This window comes from Bordetella pertussis 18323 (genome assembly GCF_000306945.1).
Taxonomy (GTDB): Bacteria; Pseudomonadota; Gammaproteobacteria; order Burkholderiales; family Burkholderiaceae_B; genus Bordetella; species Bordetella pertussis.
In genome coordinates, this window is the sequence record NC_018518.1 from 1,293,792 (window position 1) to 1,314,564 (window position 20,773).

General features: G+C 68.0%; 19 protein-coding genes, 3 tRNA genes and 1 pseudogene. 13 read left to right on the forward strand and 10 right to left on the reverse strand.

Translation table 11 applies throughout. From position 1 onward, the window contains the following. Positions 1 to 37 precede the first annotated feature (37 nt). The 3 genes from radA (at position 38) to BN118_RS06165 (ending at position 2,581) form a co-directional block, all read left to right on the forward strand. Entirely contained in the window at positions 38 to 1,399 is a 1,362-nt protein-coding gene (gene radA / locus BN118_RS06155; protein ID WP_010930258.1) for a DNA repair protein RadA, read from the forward strand. Positions 1,400 to 1,421: 22 nt separating this feature from the next. Then, positions 1,422 to 2,195, forward strand: a complete 774-nt coding sequence (locus BN118_RS06160; RefSeq protein ID WP_003818618.1) for a sulfite exporter TauE/SafE family protein — start codon at positions 1,422 to 1,424, stop codon at positions 2,193 to 2,195. 158 nt (positions 2,196 to 2,353) lie between these two features. Continuing rightward, positions 2,354 to 2,581 (forward strand): hypothetical protein, encoded by a 228-nt coding sequence (locus tag BN118_RS06165; RefSeq protein WP_010930259.1) that lies wholly within the window; start codon positions 2,354 to 2,356, stop codon positions 2,579 to 2,581. 62 nt (positions 2,582 to 2,643) lie between these two features. On the opposite strand, the gene BN118_RS06170 is transcribed toward BN118_RS06165, so the two are convergent. From BN118_RS06170 to radC, 6 genes are all read right to left on the reverse strand, one after another. Beyond that, entirely contained in the window at positions 2,644 to 4,050 is a 1,407-nt protein-coding gene (locus BN118_RS06170) for an MATE family efflux transporter (protein WP_010930260.1), read from the reverse strand. Next, entirely contained in the window at positions 4,047 to 5,783 is a 1,737-nt protein-coding gene (locus tag BN118_RS06175) for an ArnT family glycosyltransferase (protein ID WP_010930261.1), read from the reverse strand. Before BN118_RS06175 ends, BN118_RS06170 begins: the two co-directional genes overlap by 4 nt. Positions 5,784 to 5,898: 115 nt before the next feature. Then, positions 5,899 to 6,165, reverse strand: a complete 267-nt coding sequence (locus tag BN118_RS06180; RefSeq protein ID WP_003818624.1) for a type B 50S ribosomal protein L31 — start codon at positions 6,163 to 6,165, stop codon at positions 5,899 to 5,901. A gap of 168 nt (positions 6,166 to 6,333) precedes the next feature. Further along, positions 6,334 to 7,188: a tryptophan 2,3-dioxygenase gene (gene kynA, locus BN118_RS06185; protein ID WP_003810516.1), complete on the reverse strand. Its 855-nt coding sequence runs from the start codon at positions 7,186 to 7,188 to the stop codon at positions 6,334 to 6,336. A gap of 27 nt (positions 7,189 to 7,215) precedes the next feature. Next, entirely contained in the window at positions 7,216 to 7,845 is a 630-nt protein-coding gene (gene kynB, locus BN118_RS06190; protein WP_003810518.1) for an arylformamidase, read from the reverse strand. An 86-nt stretch (positions 7,846 to 7,931) separates the two neighbouring features. Next, complete coding sequence (gene radC, locus BN118_RS06195; protein WP_010930262.1) at positions 7,932 to 8,609, reverse strand: RadC family protein; 678 nt, start codon at positions 8,607 to 8,609, stop codon at positions 7,932 to 7,934. Positions 8,610 to 8,661: 52 nt separating this feature from the next. On the opposite strand from radC, the gene BN118_RS06200 reads away from it, so the two are divergent. The 3 genes from BN118_RS06200 to maiA are packed head-to-tail and all read left to right on the forward strand — an operon-like array spanning position 8,662 to position 10,798. Further along, the gene (locus BN118_RS06200; protein WP_003818626.1) at positions 8,662 to 9,138 is read left to right on the forward strand and encodes an FKBP-type peptidyl-prolyl cis-trans isomerase; all 477 of its coding nucleotides are present in this window, start codon (positions 8,662 to 8,664) and stop codon (positions 9,136 to 9,138) included. After that, a complete protein-coding gene (ispH, locus tag BN118_RS06205; protein WP_010930264.1) occupies positions 9,138 to 10,115 on the forward strand; it encodes a 4-hydroxy-3-methylbut-2-enyl diphosphate reductase in 978 nt (325 codons plus the stop codon). The genes BN118_RS06200 and ispH overlap by 1 nt, the downstream gene beginning before the upstream one ends. Positions 10,116 to 10,153: 38 nt before the next feature. Continuing rightward, entirely contained in the window at positions 10,154 to 10,798 is a 645-nt protein-coding gene (gene maiA, locus BN118_RS06210) for a maleylacetoacetate isomerase (RefSeq protein WP_010930265.1), read from the forward strand. A gap of 49 nt (positions 10,799 to 10,847) precedes the next feature. Here the strand turns inward: maiA and BN118_RS06215 are convergent. After that, positions 10,848 to 10,923: transfer RNA gene (locus tag BN118_RS06215), tRNA-Thr, on the reverse strand. Between the two features lie 172 nt (positions 10,924 to 11,095). Here BN118_RS06215 and BN118_RS06220 point away from each other — a divergent pair. Continuing rightward, positions 11,096 to 11,171, forward strand: a tRNA-Asn gene (locus tag BN118_RS06220). A 116-nt stretch (positions 11,172 to 11,287) separates the two neighbouring features. On the opposite strand, the gene BN118_RS06225 is transcribed toward BN118_RS06220, so the two are convergent. After that, positions 11,288 to 11,623, reverse strand: a complete 336-nt coding sequence (locus tag BN118_RS06225) for a cupin domain-containing protein (protein WP_003810529.1) — start codon at positions 11,621 to 11,623, stop codon at positions 11,288 to 11,290. Positions 11,624 to 11,831: 208 nt separating this feature from the next. Between BN118_RS06225 and BN118_RS06230 the strand changes: the two genes are divergently transcribed. Then, entirely contained in the window at positions 11,832 to 12,836 is a 1,005-nt protein-coding gene (locus tag BN118_RS06230; RefSeq protein WP_014905627.1) for a CobW family GTP-binding protein, read from the forward strand. Positions 12,837 to 12,886: 50 nt separating this feature from the next. Here the strand turns inward: BN118_RS06230 and BN118_RS06235 are convergent. Then, positions 12,887 to 13,478 (reverse strand): annotated as a pseudogene (locus tag BN118_RS06235) (malonic semialdehyde reductase). Between the two features lie 104 nt (positions 13,479 to 13,582). Between BN118_RS06235 and BN118_RS06240 the strand changes: the two are divergent. Further along, entirely contained in the window at positions 13,583 to 14,494 is a 912-nt protein-coding gene (locus tag BN118_RS06240; RefSeq protein ID WP_014905629.1) for a LysR family transcriptional regulator, read from the forward strand. Between the two features lie 805 nt (positions 14,495 to 15,299). On the opposite strand, the gene BN118_RS06245 is transcribed toward BN118_RS06240, so the two are convergent. Then, positions 15,300 to 15,376: transfer RNA gene (locus BN118_RS06245), tRNA-Met, on the reverse strand. A 69-nt stretch (positions 15,377 to 15,445) separates the two neighbouring features. On the opposite strand from BN118_RS06245, the gene scpB reads away from it, so the two are divergent. The 4 genes from scpB (at position 15,446) to nusA (ending at position 20,756) form a co-directional block, all read left to right on the forward strand. Beyond that, on the forward strand, positions 15,446 to 16,534 hold the full coding sequence (gene scpB / locus BN118_RS06250; RefSeq protein ID WP_010930269.1) for an SMC-Scp complex subunit ScpB: 1,089 nt from the start codon (positions 15,446 to 15,448) through the stop codon (positions 16,532 to 16,534). Between the two features lie 35 nt (positions 16,535 to 16,569). Further along, positions 16,570 to 18,312, forward strand: coding sequence for a 23S rRNA pseudouridine(2605) synthase RluB (rluB, locus tag BN118_RS06255; protein ID WP_041166151.1), 1,743 nt, complete (start codon positions 16,570 to 16,572; stop codon positions 18,310 to 18,312). A gap of 462 nt (positions 18,313 to 18,774) precedes the next feature. Next, a complete protein-coding gene (gene rimP / locus BN118_RS06260) occupies positions 18,775 to 19,281 on the forward strand; it encodes a ribosome maturation factor RimP (RefSeq protein WP_003810544.1) in 507 nt (168 codons plus the stop codon). Continuing rightward, positions 19,278 to 20,756, forward strand: coding sequence for a transcription termination factor NusA (gene nusA / locus BN118_RS06265; protein ID WP_003810546.1), 1,479 nt, complete (start codon positions 19,278 to 19,280; stop codon positions 20,754 to 20,756). Before rimP ends, nusA begins: the two co-directional genes overlap by 4 nt. Positions 20,757 to 20,773: the final 17 nt, after the last annotated feature.

A 20,773-nucleotide genomic window follows, 5' to 3' on the forward strand; every position in this document is an offset into this window, starting at 1 on the left:
AAACGTATCGCGCCTCGCTTGCCGGTAAACTGCCGGCATGGCGAAATCCCGAACCATCTATGTCTGCGCCGAATGCGGCGGCACCAGCCTCAAGTGGCAAGGCAAGTGCCCGCACTGCTCGGCCTGGAATACCCTGGAAGAAACCGTGGAGTCCGCCGCGCCCTCGGCCGGCGGGCATCGCTACGCGCCCCTGGCGGCAGCCAGCCCGGTGCGCAGCTTGTCCGAAATCGAAGCGCGCGAGACGCCGCGCCAGCCCACCGGGCTGGACGAGTTCGACCGCGTGCTGGGCGGCGGGCTGGTCGCCGGCGCGGTGGTGCTGATCGGCGGCGACCCCGGCATCGGCAAGTCCACGCTGCTGCTGCAGGCGCTGGCCTCGCTGTCGGCCACGACCAAGGTGTTGTACGTCACCGGTGAAGAGTCGGCCGAACAGGTCGCGCTGCGGGCGCGCCGGCTGGGCCTGCAGACCGGCAATGTCGACTTGCTGGCCGAGATCCGGCTCGAGGCGATCCAGGCGGCCGTGTCCGAACAGAAGCCGACCGTGGCGGTGATCGATTCGATCCAGACGCTCTACAGCGGCGAGCTGACCGCCGCGCCGGGCTCGGTGTCCCAGGTGCGCGAATGCGCGGCGCAGCTGACGCGGCTGGCCAAGCAGACCGGCATCGCCATCGTGATGATCGGCCACGTCACCAAGGACGGCGCGCTGGCCGGACCGCGCGTGCTCGAACACATCGTCGACACGGTGCTGTACTTCGAGGGCGACACGCATTCGTCGTTTCGCCTGGTGCGCGCGTTCAAGAACCGCTTCGGCGCCGTCAACGAGCTGGGCGTGTTCGCCATGACCGACCGCGGCCTGCGCGGCGTGGCCAATCCGTCCGCGCTGTTTCTCTCGCAGCACCAGCAGCAGGTGGCCGGTTCCTGCGTGCTGGCGACCCAGGAAGGGACGCGCCCGCTGCTGGTGGAAGTGCAGGCGCTCGTCGATACTTCGCATGCGCCCAATCCGCGCCGCCTGACGGTGGGGCTGGAGGGTAATCGCCTGGCCATGCTGCTGGCCGTCATGCACCGCCATGCGGGCGTCTCGACCTACGACCAGGACGTATTCGTCAATGCCGTGGGCGGGGTGCGCATCACCGAGCCGGCGGCCGACCTGCCGGTACTGCTGGCCATCATGTCATCGCTGCGCGACAAGCCGCTGCCCGCCGGCCTGGTGGCGTTCGGCGAGATCGGCCTGGCCGGCGAGATCCGGCCCGCGCCGCGCGGCCAGGAGCGCCTGCGCGAAGCGGCCAAGCTGGGGTTCAGCGTTGCGCTGATTCCCAAGGCCAATGCGCCGCGCCAGCCTATCGAAGGGCTGGAGATATGGGCCGTGGATCGGCTGGACGCCGCCCTGGACAAATTGCGTTGATGGCACGTCCGGGGAGCCTGTCTTGAGTCTGCTGGTAATCGCGGCCTGCCTGGCCAGTGGCGCGCTGATCGGTTTCATGGGTGGCGCGCTGGGCATCGGCGGCGGGCTGATCGCCATTCCCGCGCTGGGGCTGCTGCTGGGCATGCCGCAGCAACTGGCCCAGGGCACGGCGCTCATCATGGTGCTGCCGACCATCATGATGGCGGTGCGCAAGTACCACCAGCATGCGCGCATCGATATGCGCGTGGCCGGCGCCGGCGCGGCGGGCGCCGTGGTGTTCACGTGGGTCGGCGCGCAATTGGCGCTGGGCATCGCCTCGCGCACGCTGCGCCTGAGCTTCGCGGTGTTCCTGTTCTTCATCGCGCTGTTCTATGTCTACCAGACCGTGCGCAAGCGCGCCGCTGCCGCGCCGGCGGCGCCGGCGCGGCCCGCGCCTGTCCTGAGCCCGCCGCGCGCCAGCGTGCTGGGCGTGCTGTGCGGCACGCTGGGCGGGTTCTTCGGCGTGGGCGGCGCGGTGCTGGCCGTGCCCATCATCACTTCGGTGTTCCGCTTGCCGCAGACGATGGCCCAGGCGCTGGCATTGACGATGGTCATTCCCGGTTCGATGATCGCCCTCGTCACCTACACCTGGGCCGGACAGGCCGATTGGTGGATAGGCGTGCCACTGGCGGCGGGCAGCCTGGTGTTCGTGCCGGTGGGGGTACGGCTGGCCTATCGGCTGCCTGAACGCAAGCTGAGAGCCTGCTTTGCCGCCATGCTGTTTGCGACCGTCGCCTTGTTGATCTTCGAGGCCTGATAGGCGCGGGATCATGACGAGCGGTTAGCGACGGAAAAATTTCTTCCGTGCTCCGAACCTTTCACTGGACGCTTGCTCCAACGAATTATAGGTCACGCGGCATTTTGCCGCGCCTTGTATGTGCGGGCTCCCGCGCCCGAAAGATAGGAGTACACAACATGACGACTCAGTCCCGTATCGCCGCTTTCTTGTCCACCTCGGCCTTGTGCCTCGGGCTGGCGGCCGCGCCATCGGCGTATGCCGCGCAGAGCGACGCCCAGTCCGGCGCCAAGAGCAGCGTCAAGGCGCCGTCCGGCGGCAAGCACGCCAAGAGCGAGAAACACGCCAAGAGCGGCGCGCATCACGGTGCCCACCACGCCAAGACGGGCAGTACCTCCACCAAATAATTTTCATGGACGCCGGTCCATGGCACGGGGCGCCGCGGGGGCGCCGCGCACCGGCGCCGCATTCAGCCCCGGGCGAGCGCCAGCCGCGCGATCCGGCGGTACCAGTAGTGCAGCAGCACGGCCGACAAGCCCAGTCCGGCCATCGCCATCAGCCACATCGTGCCGGCGCCGGCCGGCGACCCGGGCATCAGCGCCGTACGTAACGGATCCAGGCCGCCGCGCCCCGGGCCGAATCCCAGCCACCATCCTCCCAGCAGGCCGACGCCGCCCAGCGCCACGGTTTGCAGCACCAGCGGCATGACGGCGACCTTGTGGGCGCGCAGCAGGTACGAGTTGATGCATTGCATCGAGTCGCACAAGTGGAACAGCGGGATGATGGCCAGCAGCGACGCCGCCACCGCGGCGACTTCGAGATCGTCGGTATAGGCGGCGATGATGAGCGGGCGGCCGACCAGCAGCACGGCGGCGGTAAGCGCCGCGCCCAGCAGGCCCAGCGCCAGGCCGGCCATGCCGGTGCGGTGCGCCAGGTCGGGGCGGCCCGCGCCGATCGCTTGCGCGGTCAACGCGGCGGTCGCCACCCCCAGCGCCATCGGCATCATGTAGCACAACGCGGCCAGGTTGGACATGATCTGGTGTCCGCCGGACACGTACGTGCCTTCGCGCGCTACCAGCAGGGCCATGAACGTGAACGCCGACACCTCGACCAGGTACGAGCCGCCCATCGGCAGGCCCAGGCGCAGCAGCTCTTTGAGCGCGCGCCAGTCGGGCCGCCCCACGCGCAGGCGGAAGCGGCGGTAATAGCGGTCGTGCGTGATGATCCACAGGCCGGCAGCCAGGCTCAGCCAGCCCGAGATGGCGGTGGCCAGGCCGGCGCCCACGGCGCCCAGCGCCGGCAGGCCGAACTTGCCGTAGATCAGCACCCAGTTGCAGAACGCCTTGACGAACACCGCCGCCAGGTTGATGCTCATCACCACCTTGGGACGCGATACCGCCGTGCCCAGGGCGTAGATGGTGCGAAACACCAGCGTGGCGGGCAAGGCCAGCACGAGGGCGCGCAGGTAGGCCGCCACCCGGTCGCGCACGGCCGGGTCCACGTCGCCGGACAGCGAGAGCCAGGCGTCGGGAAACAGCATCAGGATCGCGCCCACCACCGACAGGCCCAGCGCCAGCCATACGCCCTGGCCCCAGGTGCTGCCGACTTCGCGCTGCTGGCCGGCGCCGAAGTGTTGCGCCAGGATGGGAATGAGGGCGTGCACCACGCCCATCAGGCCGACGAAAACCGTGATGTACACCGACACCGACAGCGACATCGCTGCCAGGTCCTGCGGGCTGGCGTGGCCGGTCATGGCGGTGTCGAGCACGCCGAAGGAGATGCCGGCCCACTGGCTGATCAGCACCGGCCATGCCTGGCGCGCGATGTCGCGCATGGTCGCGCCGAACCCGGGCGAGGGGGCGGCGGCAGGCGTCATCGGGTGGGCGTGACGCGCAGCAGGCGGAAGACTTCGTGCCGGTCGGCGCGGCGGCCGCCGCGCCACAATTCGGTGGCGCCGTCGCTGTAGGCGGCGGTGCCGTCGCGCAGGCTGCTGTGGGTAGTCTGCTGCAGCACCAGCGTGCATTTGGAATCGTAGGTGAACGACATGTTGTCGAACACCAGGAACGAGGCGCGCTGCCCGCTGCCCAGACTCAGGCCGCGCATGCACTCGCCCGGCTGGAGGTTGGCCTGCAGCGCCTCGGCCAGCTGGCCCGATACGGTGCGGTAGCTGCGCGCATAGTCCACCGCGGGCTGCCACAGCAGCACCAGCAGGATCCAGGTGGCGGTCAGGCCGCCGGCCGACAGCACCGTGCCGCGCCACAGCGCCAGCGGACGGCTGCGCAGGCGCCAGACGACCAGCACGACCCAGGCGGCCGAGATGACCAGCGCCAGCGCGCTGGCCAGCCAGGAAATGGAGGCTTCGTAGCCCGTGGTCTGGCGGGCGATATTGCGCGAAATCTGCGCCGGCCAGCCGAAATGCAGCGCCACCCAGCCCAGCCAGGCGGTGGCCGCGGTAAGCGAAAAGCACATCACCGCGAACCAGTCCAGCGTATTGACCACGCCGCGCCGCAGCGTGGGCAGCGAGAAGGCGCCCAGGATGGCGCAAGGCACCGCCAGCATGGCGTACTCGGCGTCATTGGGCCCGTCCAGGAACAGCAGCATCAGCGCCGCGGTGGCGGCCAGCACCAGCGGCACCCAGATATGGGGCGCATACAGCCAGGCGCGCCAGCGCCAGATCGCCAGCAGGGCCAGCGGCCAGGTCGGCCACAGGTACCAGGGCAGGTCGCGCAGCGTGCGGCCGGTGATGCGCAGGTCCGGCCAGTCGTACGAGGCCAGGGTCCAGGTTTTCCAGTTGCGTATCCAGTAGTCGCTGCCCTCGGCCAGGGTGGCGGGCAGCCACCAGGCCAGCATCAGCGCGGCGGCGATCAAGGCCGCCCACGGCAGCCAGCGTACCCGCTGCCACAGCAGGCTGCGCGGGTAGAACGCCAGCACCGCGGCCACCATCACCGGCGCGGCGCCGATCCAGCCGCGCGTCAGGAAGGCGCCGGCCACCGCCACCCCCAGGGTGGTGGCGCCCAGGAAAGGGCGATCCAGCGTGCGGGCCATGGCGTAGAACGCGAGCGCCTGCCAGGCCATGATGGCCGGCACCACCGAGGTTTCGTGCAGGCGCTGCAGGATGCCCACCGTGGCCAGCAGCAGCAGCAGGGCTGCGTCGGCCAGCATGCGGCCGTAGTCGCGCGCCGCCGGCTCGCCGCCGAAAGGCAGTTTCAGCGGCTGGGCCTCGGCGCGCCGGCCCAGCAGATAGGTGCCGTACCAGACGCTGACCGTGGCGATGCCGAACCACAGCAGGTTGGGCAGGCGGCCGGCCGTGATATCGCCCAGCCATGGGCCGAACAGCCACATCGAGGCGCCGCCGACCCAGGTGATCATCGGGCCTTCCTCGGCGTGCGCCAGGTGCCCCACCTGCGGCAGCAGCCAGGTCATGCCGCCTTCGCGCAGCGCGGTGACCATGGTGGCCAGCCCGACCACGTCGTCGGTCTTCCACGGGTCGCGCATGAACAGGCCCGCCACGATATAGATCAGCGACAGGCCAAGCAGGACGAGCCGGGGCAGCTTGGCGGTAGCTTGCACCGTCAGCCGGGCCGGAGTAGAGCGCGAAATGGGAGACACGGACGTAATGTAACCGACGAGCGTGGAACCGATGAGGGTTGGCGCGGCATGCCGCGAGGAAAAAAAAGCAGCCCGCAGGCTGCTTTCTGGTGCGCCTCCCGAAGGAGCTTGCCGATCAGGACGCCGACTTGACCGTCCCGGCGGTGCGGGCGAAGCGGGCGCGGAATTTTTCCACGCGGCCGGTCTCGACGATACGCGTCTGCGCGCCGGTGTAGAACGGGTGCGATTCGGACGTCACGTCGCACTTGAAGAGCGGGTACGTCTTGCCGTCGATTTCGACGGTTTCGCGGGTGTGGATGGTCGAGCGGGTGACGAACTTGTTGCCCGTCTGAACGTCCATGAACACCACTTCGCGGTATTCGGGGTGAATGCCTTCTTTCATGATAATTTCCCAGGTTAGCGGGTCGCCAGCCAGGCCGGGCAAGCAGCCCGGCGCACGGCCACGCGTCTTGCGTGGCGGCAACCAGGATGCGCCGTCTGGCAATGTATCCAAAAAACAACCCCGTATTCTAGCACGCATACCTGGCCCCGATACAAGGCCCGCGTGGCGTCAGAGATCCGTCCTCAATTTCCAGATTTCCGGAAACAGCACCACCTCCAGCATCTTGCGCAGGTAAGTGACGCCGGAGGTGCCGCCGGTGCCGCGCTTGAAGCCGATGATGCGCTCCACCGTGGTCACGTGGCGAAAACGCCACAGGCGGAAGGCGTCTTCCAGGTCGGTCAGCTTTTCGCCCAGCTGGTATTGGTTCCAGTAGCGCTCGGATTGCCGGTAGACGGTCAGCCAGGCCTGTTCGACCTGGTCGTCGGCCCGGTAGGGCTGGGTCCAGTCGCGCTGCAGCGCGCCGGCCGGCACGGCCAGGCCGCTGCGGGCCAGGAACCGCAGCGCCTCGTCGTACAGCGAGGGCGCCTCGAAGGCGGCGCGTACCTGCGCCAGCAGGTCGGCGCGGTGGGCGTGGGGCTGCAGCATCGCGGCGTTCTTGTTGCCCAGCAGGTATTCGATCTGGCGGTACTGATAGCTCTGGAAGCCGCTGGAGTGCGCGAGGTAGGGGCGCAGGGCCGAGTATTCGGGCGGTGTCATGGTGGCCAGCACATCCCAGGCCGACACCAGTTGCTCCAGGATCTTGCTGACACGCGCCAGCATCTTGAACGCCGGCTGCAGGCGGTCCTGCTGGATCGCGGCGATCGCCGCGCGCAGTTCGTGCAGCATCAGCTTCATCCACAGCTCGCTGGTCTGGTGCTGCACGATGAACAGCATTTCGTTGTGCTCGGGCGAGAGCGGGTGCTGGGCGCCCAGGAGTTCGTCCAGGTGCAGGTAGTCGCCATAACTCATGTCGCGCGCGAAATCGAGCTGGGCTTTTTCGTCGTGCACGATGGCTTCGGGGCGTTGCGTAGGGGTGGGCTGCATGGTGGGTCCTGCTGCGTGAATGGCGGGTCAGGCCAGTTCGCGCAACACGGCGCGCACCGGACTGGCGTCGGCCTGGACCAGCGCCAGCGGCAGCGCGATCAGTTCGTAATCGCCTTCGTCCACGTCGTCCAGGCGGAGGTTCTCGAGTACGCGCATGTCGTGCCGCCGGATGGCGTGATGGCTGTCCAGGGTCTTGCTGGACGCGGGATCTATGCTGGGCGTGTCGATGCCGATCAGCGTGACGCCGCGTCCGGCCAGCCATTCGATGGTCTGGGGCGCATAGGCGGAGAAATCGTCCACCCACCATTGCAGCGCCGCGTGGCGCGCCGTGCGCACCAGTACCCGCGGCGGCAGGCCGGCCTGGGCATGCGCCAGGTGCTCGGGCAGGATGAGCGGGCCGCAGCCGATGGCGTGGATGACGCGACAGGGGCCCAGGAAGGGTTCGAGCGCGACGGCGCCTATGGCGGCCGCGCCATTCTCATAGTGCAGCGGCGCGTCGGCGTGGGCGCCGATGTGGGGCGACAGGGTGATCTCGCTGACATTGACCGGGCAATCCGGCGTCAGCGACCATTTCCATTGCTGGCGATATGGCGTGTCGCCCGGGAAAACCGGCGAGTCGGCAGAAACCGGCGGTGAAATGTCCCACAGGCGCTTCATGAGAAAAAACGGTTTAGGGTTGAAATGACTGGCTCCTAGTCTAACGAACTGCCCGGAGTTTGGCGATGCCGGGATGCCGGGTCCCTTCAGAGGTGTCCTTGCGCGGCCATCGATACCGTGGCGGCGCCGGCCACGATGACGTGGTCGATCAGCCGCACGTCGATCAGGGCCAGCGCCTGCCTGATCTGGCGCGTCATGGCGATGTCCGCGGCGCTGGCGGCGGCGGTGCCGCCCGGATGGTTGTGGGTCAGGATCAGCGCGGCCGCGTGGTGGCGCAATGCCTCGCGGACGATTTCGCGCGGGTAGATCTGCGCCTGGGTCAAGGTGCCGCGGGCGACTTCGGCGCAGATGATCAGCTTGAGCCGCGCGTCCAGGTACAGGGCGATGCAGTGCTCGACCTTGCGGTGGCCCAGGGCCGCCTGGCAATAGCGGCGCACCAGGTCGGGGTTGGCCAGGGCGTCCTGGCGCACCAGGTCTTCTTCGAGCGTGCGGCGGGCCAGTTCCAGCACCGCGGCCAGTACGCAGGCCTTGGCGGTTCCCAGTCCGGGCACCACCTGCAGCTCCGCCGGCGAGGTGCCGAGCAGGCCGCGCAGGCCGCCGAACCGGCGCAGCAGGTCGTGCCCCAGCTGGACCGCGTTGCAGCCCGCCACGCCGGTGCGCAGCGCCAGCGCCAGCAGCTCGGGATCGCTCAGCGTCGCGGCGCCGTGGCGCAGCAGGCGTTCGCGCGGCCAGTCGGCGCGGAGCAGGGGTTCGGGCAGACTCATGGCATAAGCTCTAAAATCAAACCTTTATTGGATTGCTATACGGTGACAGACCTTGAGCGCCGCCTCTGAGAATGTGAATGTTTTGGTCCGTCCGGACTCCTACCTCACCCTGCATTACCGCATCGTGCTGGCCTCGGGGCCTGCCGAGGGCTCGGTGTTCACGGATACCTTCGATGGTCGCCCGGCAACGCTGCAGATGGGCAGCGGCCAGTGGGCCCCCGGCCTCGAAGCCGCCTTGCTCGACCATGCGGAGGGCGAGCGCTTCAGCGTGGCGCTGGCGCCGGCTCAGGCCTATGGCGAGCGCAATCCGGACCTGATCCAGAAAGTGACGCGCGCCATGCTGGCCGAGCATGCGGGCGCCGATGCCACCTTCGAGCCCGGCGACCTGGTCGAGTTCGCCGCGCCCAATGGCGGGCGCTACTCGGGCGTGCTGAAGGAAATCAACGCCGATTGGGCGATGTTCGACTTCAACCATCCGCTGGCCGGCACCGCTTTGCGCGTGGATGTCGCCATCCTGGGAGTGCTGTGATGACCGCTGAAGTGACCGCCGCCGATGCCGAGGTCCTGCTGGCGCAGCCGCGTGGCTTCTGTGCCGGCGTGGATCGCGCCATCGACATCGTCGAGCGCGCGCTCGAGCTGCATGGCGCGCCGATCTACGTGCGCCACGAGATCGTCCACAACCGCTACGTGGTCGAGGATTTGCGCGGCAAGGGCGCCGTGTTCATCGACGAACTGGACCAGGCGCCCGCCGGCGCCATCGTGGTGTTCTCGGCGCACGGCGTGTCGCAGGCGGTGCGCGGCGAAGCCGAGGCGCGCGGCCTGCGGGTGTTCGATGCGACCTGCCCGCTGGTGACCAAGGTGCACATCGAAGTGGCGCGCATGCGCGCGGCCGGGCGCGAGATCGTCATGATCGGGCACAAGGGCCATCCCGAGGTGGAGGGCACGCTCGGGCAGGCGCAGGGCGGCATGTACCTGGTCGAAACGGTCGAGGATGTCGCGGCGCTGCAGGTCAGCGATCCGGGCAACCTGGCCTACGTCACGCAAACCACGCTGTCGGTGGACGACGCCGCGGCGGTCGCGGGCGCGCTCAAGGCGCGCTTTCCGGGCATCGTCGAGCCCAAGAAAAGCGACATCTGCTACGCCACCCAGAACCGCCAGGACGCCGTCAAGCTGCTGGCGCCGGAGTGCGACCTGGTGCTGGTCGTGGGCAGCACCAACAGCTCCAATTCCAACCGGCTGCGCGAAGTGGCCGAGCGCAAGGGCGTGGCGGCCTACCTGATCGACGGCGCGCACGCCATCGACCCGGCATGGCTGCAGGGCAGGCGCAGCATCGGCATCACGGCCGGCGCGTCGGCGCCCGAGGTGCTGGTGCAGCAGGTGGTCGAGCGCGTACGCGAGCTCGGCGCGGTGTCGGTGCGCACCATGCCCGGCCTGGAGGAGAGCGTGGCTTTCCCCCTGCCCAAGGGGTTGTCGCGCAAGATCGCCCAGACCGAATCCCTCGAATGACAACGACGCGCGGCGCAGCCCACGCAGCTGGAGGCAAAATGGAGTTGTACAGCTATTTCCGCAGTTCGGCCGCCTATCGGGTGCGCATCGCTCTCAACCTGAAGGGCCTGCAGTACGACTATCGCGCCGTGCACTTGCTCAAGGATGGCGGCCAGCAATTGGCGCCGCAGTACTGCGCGCTCAATCCGAATGCCCTGGTGCCGGCGCTGGTCGACGGCGACGCGGTCCTGACCCAGTCGCTGGCCATTGTCGAATATCTCGAGGAAACCCATCCGCAGCCGCCGCTGCTGCCGTCCGATGCGCTCGGCCGCGCCCGCGTGCGCGCGATCGCGCAGACCATCGCCTGCGACATCCATCCGTTGAACAACCTGCGCGTGCTGAAGTATCTCAAGCACGAGCTCAAGGTCAGCGAAGAGGCCAAGAACGCCTGGTACAAGCACTGGGTGGAACTGGGTCTCGCGGGGGTCGAGGCCATGCTGGCCGGCGCGCCGCATACCGGGCGCTTCTGCCATGGCGACGCGCCGACCCTGGCCGATCTGTGCCTGGTGCCGCAACTGGCCAATGCGCGCCGCTTCGGCTGCGATCTGTCGGCCATGCCGACGCTGGCCCGCATCGAAGCGGCATGCGCCGAATTGCCCGCTTTTCAGCAGGCAGCGCCTGCCGCGCAGCCCGACGCCGAGTAGTCGCGCGCCCAAGCAAAAAGGGCAGCCCGGATGGGCTGCCCTTTTTTTCTGGTGCCGGCAAGAGGAGTCGAACCCCCGACCTTCGCATTACGAATGCGCTGCTCTACCAACTGAGCTATGCCGGCCAAAACCTGTCTCTCGGATGTCGCGCATCCCGTGCGGGTGGGCGTATCCAGGAAAGACCGAAATGATATCAGAAAAAAATCTCGATGAGAAATGGGGGACGTGCAAACCCGCATCGGGGCAGGCAACTTGCACACTTAAAAAAAAGCCGTCATAATCTCGTTTCTTGGCAGTTCCCCGATAGCTCAGTCGGTAGAGCGACGGACTGTTAATCCGCAGGTCGCTGGTTCGAGCCCAGCTCGGGGAGCCAACAGAATTTTTGCCGTATCGTCGGCGATACCGACACCGTCGACACAAAAGGGCCGTTCACGCAAGTGAGCGGCTTTTTGTATTGCGCTTGGGGTGGCCGGGGCGGGGCAGTTGTCATCAGGGGCGCGCCAGCATCAGCGTGACCAGCAGGGTGCTGTCTTCCAGGGCTTTTACGGCATGCGCGACGCCCGGCGCCAGGTAGACCAGCGTGCCGGCGGGCATGCGTTGCGTCGTGTCCTGCGCGGTCAGCATGACGGCGCCTTCCAGGCACTGGATGGTGATCGCGCTGGCGTCGATGGCGTGGCTGGGCAGCTGCTGATCGCGCGGCAGCACCAGGCGCATCACTTCCAGGTGGTCGGCGCGCACCAGCGCCTGCGAGACGGTCTCGCGCAGCGATTCGCCCAGCGGGCGCAAGTCGATCAGTTCGCCCGAGCGGGCGTGATGCATGGCCATAACAAGAACCTCCCTGTGCAAAGGGGGCAAAACCTCAGCTTACTGCACGTCCCCGGGTGTGCAAACGCGGGAGGCGCATGTGCAAGCCCGCGGGCGGCCCGCGGAATGATCAATAGGTGTGCGCCGCGCGCGGCCGCCGCCCGTGGCGTGGGCGGCGCGGCCGTTTCGGGGCGGCAATGGCGCGGGCGGGCCCGCGCATGGGAAAGCGATGGATGCGTTCAAGCAAGACAGCCGCATCGGCGTGACGGTGTTGACCGGATTCCTGGGCAGCGGCAAGACGACGCTGCTCAATCGTCTGGTGCAGGAGCCCGAGTACGCCGAGGCGGTGGTCATCGTCAACGAGTTCGGCGACATAGGCGTGGACCACCATCTGGTACGCAATGTCGATGACCGTATCGTGCTGCTGGAGGGCGGATGCATATGCTGCACCGCCAGCGGCGGCCTGGTCGATACGCTGCGCGACCTGTTCATGCTGGTGGTGCGCCGCCGCATCAAGCCGTTCAAGCGGGTGCTGCTGGAGACGACCGGCCTGGCCGGGCCCGCCTCGGTCATGTTCTCGCTGCGCCACGATCCGTTCCTGGCCGAGCGCTACGCGTATCACGGCGCGATCGCCATGGTCGATGCGCAACACGTGCGCGAACAGCTGATGGTGCAGCCCGAGGCGGCCCAGCAGATCGCGCTGGCGGACCTGGTCGTGTTCAGCAAGGCGGACCTGGCCGGCCAGGTGCAACTGGCCAGCGCCATGCGCGATGTGGCGCGCGCCAATCCGGGCGTGCCCATGTGCGTGGTGCGCCGCGGCGAGCCGCTGGATGAGCGGCTGCACGGCGACTTCCTGGTGCGCGAGCGCCGGCAGGCGGCGCTCCTGGGGCGCTGGCTGGGCGCCTTTGCCGCGCCGCCGGGCGGCCCGCACCCCAATGTGGCGCATTTTTCCCTGAACCTGTCGGTGCCGCTGACGCGCGGCATGTTCCTGGCCCGGATGTCGGAAATCCAGGCGGCCTATGACCGCGGCATCCTGCGCATCAAGGGGCTGGTATGTTTCGAGGCCGAAGCCTTGCCCTGGGCGGTGCACGGGGTGCATCGGCAGCTGTATCCGCTGGAGGCGTTGCCGCAATGGCCGGGTGACGACCGCCAGTCGCGCCTGGTGTTCATCCTGCGCGGCCTGGACCGGGACGCGGTCCAGGCCGATGTCGCCAGGCGGCTGCAGCAGGGGTGAGGGCGGCCGCCCCTGGTCGGGGGCGGGGGCGCGGCGCTACGGCCGGGCGATCAGAGGATTTGCGCCGCGGTGTCGAAGGCCAGGCGGGGGGCCGCGCGGGTAGTTGCCGGCCGGGTCGCCGTAGCCCAGGTTGACGAGGAAGTTGGCCCTGCAGCGGCCGTCCGGGAAGAATTCGGCGTCCACCTTGGCCGCGTCGAAGCCGCTCATCGGGCCGGCGCCCAGTCCCAGCATGCGGGCCGCCACGATCAGGTAGGCGCCTTGCAGGGAGCTGTTGCGCATGGCGGTCGCGCGCGCGGCGTCGGCGTTGTTCTCGAAGACCGGACGGGCGTCGTAGGCGCTGAACTGCGTCGGCAGGTGCTCATAGAACTGGGTGTCCTGGGCGACGATCACGGTCACGGGCGCGGCCAGTGTCTTTTCCAGGTTGCCGGGAGACAGGGCGGGCGCCAGGCGCTGCCTGGCCTCGGCGCTGCGCAGGAAGATGAACCGGCCGGGCTGCGAATTCATCGCGGTCGGCCCCCATTTCATCAGCTCGTACAACTCGTGCAGCGTCGCGTCGCTGATCGATTGTTCGGTATAGCGATTGAAGGTGCGGGCGGCCTGGAAGATCTGTTCCTGGGCGGCAAGGCTCAACGGGGCATTCATGGGGCGTGCGGGCGTGGATGATTGAGACTGGCAAATTTTAAGTGCTTGAAACGCATCAAAATACGGTATAAACAGAACAGTCTGATGCATAAAGCGAGACAATCGTGGATCGTCTGAAAGCCATGCAGGTCTTCGTGGAAGTTGCCGATCGCGGCAGCCTGTCGGCGGCGGCGATGCACCTGGGCATGTCGCGCGCCATGGTGTCGCGCTACCTGGCCGAGCTCGAGGCCTGGGTGGGCGTGCGGCTGCTGCATCGGACCACCCGCCGTCTGAGCCTGACGCCGGCCGGCTCGGAAACCCTGCCGCGCTGCCGCCGCATGCTGGAAATGGTGGGCGACATGCGCGAGGCCGTGGCCGCGCCCGACGCCGAGCCGCGCGGCCTGCTGCGCGTCACGGCCGCCATGTCGTTCGGCGGCGCGCAGCTGGCCGAAGCGGTGGCGGAGTTCGTGCGCCGCCATCCGGCGGCCAGCATCGATCTGTTGCTGGTCGATCGCGCGGTCAACCTGGTCGAGGAGCGCGTCGACCTGGCGGTGCGGATCACCAATGACCTCGATCCCAACCTGATCGGGCGCAGGCTGGCCGACTGCCGGTCGGTCGTCTGCGTCGCGCCGCAGTACCTGCAGCAGCACGGCGCGCCGGCCAGGGCCGAGGATCTCTCGCTGCACAATTGCCTGACGCATTCGTATTTCGGCCGCAGCCTGTGGCGTTTCGAGCGCGCCGGAGAGCCCGTCGAAGTGCCGGTCGGCGGCAATATCACGGCCAACGAAACCGACGTGCTGATGCGGGCGGCGCTGGCCGGGGCGGGCATTGTCATGCTGCCCACCTACCTGGCGGCCGGGCAGATCGCCGCAGGAAGCCTGCGTCCCTTGCTGCCTGATTGCGCGCCGCCGGTGCTGGGAATACATGGGGTCTACGTGTCGCGCAAGCAGATGCCGCTGATACTGCGAACTATGCTCGATTTCCTGGCCGAGCGCTTCAGCCCCGCTCCCTGGGACGCGGCGCTCAAGGGGCGCTGAGTGTGGCGCGGGCGCGGCCGGGGCTTTGTCGGGAGGGCGGTTACGGGTATAATCAAGACATTACAGCCGGCCTGGCGTGCGACGCCAAACCGGTTTGTCCGGGCGGCCTGCGCTGATTGCGCGATATGCCGCCGGGCACGATGTCGTTCCAATACGTCTAAGAATCCCCCGATCAACGATTGCGCGTAACCCGGCCCTTGCGGCGCGGGCGCCCGGCCACAAGCCGGCACCGTTGTCGTTGTGCGGTCGGGGCCGCGCCCTGGTCCGGAACGGGCCGCGCAGGCGGGCCCGCCCTGGCGGATTCATTGTTTGCGATTGCCGTGGCGCGCCTGTCCCGGCGCCTGCATACAGGCGCTTGCAGCGGCCGCCGGCTACGGTCAAGAAAGCCTCGGTCTGTGGGCCATGCCTGCGATGCGGTTTGCCGATGTCGCGCCGCCATGTCGGCACGGCGGCTGGCGCGCCATGTCGCGGCATGCCGGGCCGCGGCATAGCTGGCGGGCCGGCAAGGGGTAGTCCCGCCATGATCCAGTTTGATTGAACAAGATATTCGTGAGCGCCAGTATCCGTATTTCCGGTCATGCGTTTTTTCATGCCAGGGCCCATGCCCAGGTCGCCGGGGCGGCCGTGCGTGCTCGCCGCGCGCCCGTCGGCCCGTGGCCAGGCCAGCGCCGGGACGCGCGCGGCGCCGTTGTCGCCACTGCCGCCGCCGCTGTTGTCGCCGCTCTTGTCGTCATTTCGGCCGGCAGCAAGCGCCGCGCCAATGAAAAAGGCCCGGCAGCGATGTGCCAGGCCTTGATCAACGATTTGGTTGCGGGGGCAGGATTTGAACCTACGACCTTCGGGTTATGAGCCCGACGAGCTGCCAGACTGCTCCACCCCGCGTCTGAGAAGAAGAATATTAATCTCAATCCCGATTTAGCGCAAGTTTGCTCCCTTCTTTTGTGAGTGCCGATGAACGATAGCGAGGCAATATTCGTGCTGGAAACCGCGCTGCTGTGCGCGTCCCAGCCGATGCAGTTCGCCGAAATGCGCAAGCTGTTCGGTGATGACCAGGATATCGACAACAACGCGTTGCGCGCCTGGCTGGAAGCGCTGCAGGCGCAATGGAACGAGCGCGGCCTGGAGCTGGTGCAGCTGGCTTCGGGCTGGCGTTTCCAGAGCCGGCCGCAGATGCAGCGCTATCTCGAGCGGCTCAATCCCGAGAAACCGCCCAAGTATTCGCGCGCGGTGCTCGAGACGCTGGCCATCGTTGCCTGGCGGCAGCCCGTGACGCGCGGCGACATCGAGGACATCCGCGGCGTGACGGTGTCGTCGCAGATCGTCAAGGTGCTGGAAGACCGCGGCTGGATCGAGGTCATCGGCCATCGCGATGCGCCCGGCCGGCCGGCGCTGTTCGCCACCACCCGCCAGTTCCTCGATGACCTGGGCCTGCGCGCGCTGGATGAGCTGCCTCCGCTGGAATCGGCGCAGGCCGCCGCCGCGCTGGCAGGGCTGGACCTGGGCGGCGCCGAGGTGCTGGTCGAGGCGGTCGATGCGGCCGAGGGCGACGCGGCCCGGGACGAGGCGTCCGGCGACGAAGCGGCGGGGCAGGTGGCTGCCTCGCTGGGCGATGCGCAGCCGGAGGTGGCGCAGGCGGGCGTGGATGGCGTAGAATCCGCCGTGTCGCCGGAACCGGTCCTGCCCGTGTCCGTCGACGATGATGCGAACGAGCCGGCCGAAACCGCGGCCGCCAGCCTGCCCGGGGCAGGTGTTGCCGAACCGGCGCACGAGTCCGCCGGTGCGGCGCCGGATGATGGGAACGGACCTGTCGAGGTCCCTCCGCTCCAGCCAGACCAGATATCCCTACCTGACGAGCCTGCCGAGGCGCGGCCGCACGTGCCGGCGCCCGAGGTCGGTCCTGGCGAGCCGCAGCCCGAAATCGTGCCCGCCGCGCCCGAGCCCGTCACGCCGCCGGCACCGGGGCGCGACGAGGCCGATGGCGTGGTGTCCAACCCTGAAGATGACGAGCCTGCCGCATCCGGCCGGCTCCCCAAAGTTTGAAATTCGGAGCTGTCCCAGTGACAACGAATACAACGATGCAAGACGACAATTCCTTTCCCGACAATGAATCCCCGGTGGCGCAGCCGCCCGTTGACGAGTCCGCCGCATCAGGCGAGGCCGGCGACGGCGAGGGCGGAGCCCGGGCGCGTGGCCGCAAGCTGCGCACGCCGTTTCGCCGCCGTCGCGGCGACGCGGCCGCCGCTGGCGAAGCCGGCGCCGACGAGGCGGGCAGCCAGCCCGCCGCCCAGTCCGAGGGCGATGCCCGCGCCAGCGAGCGCGATGCCGACCAGGCGCTGGCCTACCTGGACAACGCGGCGCGCATCGAGCAGCGCCTGGGCAAGTACCTGAACAGCGAGGCAGTGATGCCCAAGCTGCACAAGGTGCTGGCCGATGCCGGAATCGGTTCGCGCCGCGAAATGGAAGAACTGATCGTGGCCGGCCGGGTGTCGGTCAACGGCGAGCCGGCCCACATCGGCCAGCGCGTCGCTCCCAACGACCAGGTGCGCGTCAACGGCAAGCCGATTGCGCGCCCCAACGCCAAGAAGCCGCCGCGCGTCATCCTCTATCACAAGCCGGCCGGCGAGATCGTCAGCCATGATGACCCGGGCGGACGCGCCAGCGTGTTTGCCAGGCTGCCCAAGCTGCGCACCGGCAAGTGGCTGTCCGTGGGGCGGCTGGACCTCAATACCGAGGGGCTGCTGATCTTCACGACCTCCGGCGACATGGCCAACCGCATCATGCATCCGCGCTACGGTACCGAGCGCGAATACGCGGTGCGCGTCCTGGGCGAGATGGACGACGCGCAGCGCAAGTCGCTCACCGAGGGTATCGAGCTGGAGGACGGCAAGGCGGCTTTCGGTTCTTTCGAATACCTGGGGGGCGACGGCAGCAATCGCTGGTATCGCGTCACCTTGCAGGAGGGGCGCAACCGCGAGGTGCGCCGCATGTTCGAGGCGGTGGGTGTGACCGTCAGCCGCCTGATCCGTACGCGTTTCGGCGATATCGTGTTGCCGCGCAACCTGCGCCGCGGCCGCTGGGAAGAGCTCGACGGTTCGCTGGTGACGGCCCTGATGGTTCAGCTGGGCCTGCTGCGCGACGGGGACGAGTCCGAAGGGCGGCGCAAATCGCGCCAGCCCCAGTCGCATGACAGCGCGCTGCCGCCGGGCTTCGGCACGCTGGAGCGCAATGGCATGAACGGCGCCCGTATCGGCCGTCGCGGCAAGCTGCAGGGCGGCCGTCCCGGCAGCGCGGCCGCGTGTCCGTCCGACCCGTTCGGAACGGGCTTGATGATCACCGGCGGTTATGCTAACGGCCACCCGCTGGGCAACGACAGCGCGGCGGGGCGGGGCGGCAAGGGCAAGCCTGCCAAGGGCAAGGCGGGCGGCGACAAGCCGCAGCGCGGCCAGGGCCGCAAGGCGGCGGGCGCGCAGGCTGGCGGCCAGGGCGGCGGCCAGGGCGCGGCGGCCAAGCCGGCGGGCGCGCGTGGCGGCAAGAAGGCGGGCGGCCGCGCGGCGGCGCCTGGCGCCAAGGGTGCGGGTGGCCGCGCCGGCGGCAACAAGGCAGCCAGCGCGGGCGGCAAGGCGGCCGGCGTGGCCAAGCCGGCCTCGCCCACGGGCAATCGCGGTCCGGCCGCACCCAAGCCGCAACGCGCGCGTCGCGGCGGCGGCGGTGCCGGCGGTGGTGGCGGTGGCCGGGGCGACGACTGGCAGCCCAAGGGCGCCGGCGCCCACGAGTCCCGTCTCGGGTTCATGGGCGGGCGGGGCGGGCGCGGACGTTGATGCGCGGCGCCACGAAGATCGGATGTGTCCCGCTTATCCGTAAGCTCCCGACGTATCAGGCAAATTTCCGGTTTATCTGGTAAAATCAACGGTTTTCATGGCGCGCAGTGCATTTGCAGGGCAGTGCGCGTGCAGCACGGCGTTGCGCGCAGCGGCTTTTGAATGCACGTTGTGCACGCTTTGGCGCGTGATTGCTGTGATTGACGCCATTTGGCGCGTGAGTCGCAAGTGCGCCGGGTTTGCCTTTTTGCAGGGCAGGCCAGCCGGGTGGGCGGCGCGCCAGGGGAACCTGGAATGAGCACGCGGCCACCAGCGGGCCGCGGGCAAGCGCGGCCGATTTTTGCAATATATTTTGGGTCGCAATTTTGGGCTTGGGTTCGGCAAGCGGCGCTGTCAGCAGCGCCCGGCCGGGGGCCAGGCAATACGGTGGGCTGGGCGTGCAGCCCATTTTTTTTTGAGTGTATGGCTGATTTATTCGCACTGACCGAAGAAGCGCTGGCGGGCATGGACATCGAACTGGTCGATGTCGAACGTGCCGCCATGGGGCTGTTGCGCGTCACCATCGACCGGGTCGATGGCGTGCGTATTGAAGATTGCGAGCAGGTGTCCCGCCAGTTGTCGCGCGTGTATGAAGTCGAGAACATCGACTACAAGCGCCTCGAAGTCGGGTCGCCGGGCGTCGATCGTCCGTTGCGCAACGAGGCGGAGTTCCGCCGTTTCGCGGGCGAACGTATCGAGATCAAGCTGCGAGAGGCGCTCGACGGGCGCAAAGTGTTCTCCGGCACGCTGCGCGCGCCCGAGGCGGATGGCGCGTCCGGCCAGGATGACACCGCCGGTGCGGGCAAGGCCGTGTTCGGTCTCGAATTTGAGGCAAAAAAGAACGATATCCAGGTGCTGAGCTTCACGCTCGATGACATCGAGCGCGCAAAGCTGGATCCCGTTCTGGATTTCAAGGGCAAAAAGCGATGAGTCGCGAAATTCTTCTGTTGGTCGATGCTTTGGCGCGCGAAAAGAACGTCACCCGCGAAGTGGTGTTCGGGGCGCTCGAAAGCGCGCTGGCTTCGGCAATGAAAAAGCGCTTCAAAGACGATGCGGACATCCGTGTCTCCATCGATCGTGAAACCGGCGGCCACGAAGGCTTTCGCCGGTGGCTGGTCGTGCCCGACGAGGCTGGCCTGCAAGAGCCCGACAAGCAGGAGCTGCTGTCCGAGGCGCGCGAAATGGCGCCCGACATCGAAGTGGGCGAGTACATCGAGGAAGCGCTCGAGCCGGTCGAGTTCGGCCGTATCGGCGCGCAGGCCGCCAAGCAGGCGATCCTGCAGAAGATCCGCGACGCCGAGCGCGAGCAGGTCCTGAACGACTTCCTCGACCGCGGCGAGACGATTATTTCCGGGTCCATCAAGCGGATGGACAAGGGCGACGTGATCATCGAAACCGGCAAGATCGAAGCGCGCCTGCCGCGCTCCGAGATGATCCCGAAGGAAAACCTGCGGGTCGGCGACCGCGTGCGCGCCTTCGTGCTGCGGGTCGACCACGCCGCGCGCGGACAGCAGGTCATCCTGTCGCGCACCTCGCCCGAGTTCATCCGCCAATTGTTCGAAAACGAAGTGCCCGAGATCGAACAGGGCCTGCTGGAGATCAAGGCCGCGGCACGCGACCCGGGCGTGCGCGCCAAGATCGCCGTGGTGGCCTACGACAAGCGTATCGACCCGATCGGCACCTGCGTGGGCATGCGCGGTTCGCGCGTGACCGCCGTGCGCAACGAGCTGGGCGGCGAGCAGGTCGATATCGTGCTGTGGTCGGAAGACCCGGCGCAATTCGTGATCGGCGCGCTGGCGCCGGCCAACGTCGAGTCCATCGTGGTGGACGAAGACAAGCACGCGATGGACGTGGTGGTCGACGAGGAAAACCTGCCCAAGGCCATCGGCGCCAAGGGGCAGAACGTGCGCCTGGCGTCCGAGCTGACCGGCTGGCAGATCAACATCATGACGCCGGAGGAAAGCCTCAATCGCCAGGAAACCGAGCGTGCCGCGTTGCGCGCGACGTTCATGAGCAAGCTGGACGTCGACGAAGAGGTGGCCGACATCCTGATCGATGAAGGTTTCACCGGTATCGAAGAGATTGCCTACGTGCCCATGCAGGAACTGCTGGAGATCGAGGCATTCGACGAGGACACCATCAATGAGCTGCGTGCCCGTGCCCGCAATGCGCTGCTGACCGAGGCGATCGCCCAGGAAGAGCGCCTTGAAACGGCCCAGGACCTGCTCGAACTCGAGGGCATCACGCCGGAGCTGGCCGCCAAGCTGGCCGAACGGCAGGTGCATACGCGTGACGATCTGGCCGAGCTGTCGACCGACGAGCTGGCCGAGATTGCCGGCCTGCAGGAAGAGGAAGCCAGCGATCTGATCATGCGTGCCCGCGCCCACTGGTTCGACGAGGAATGAAACACGGCGCACGGTTG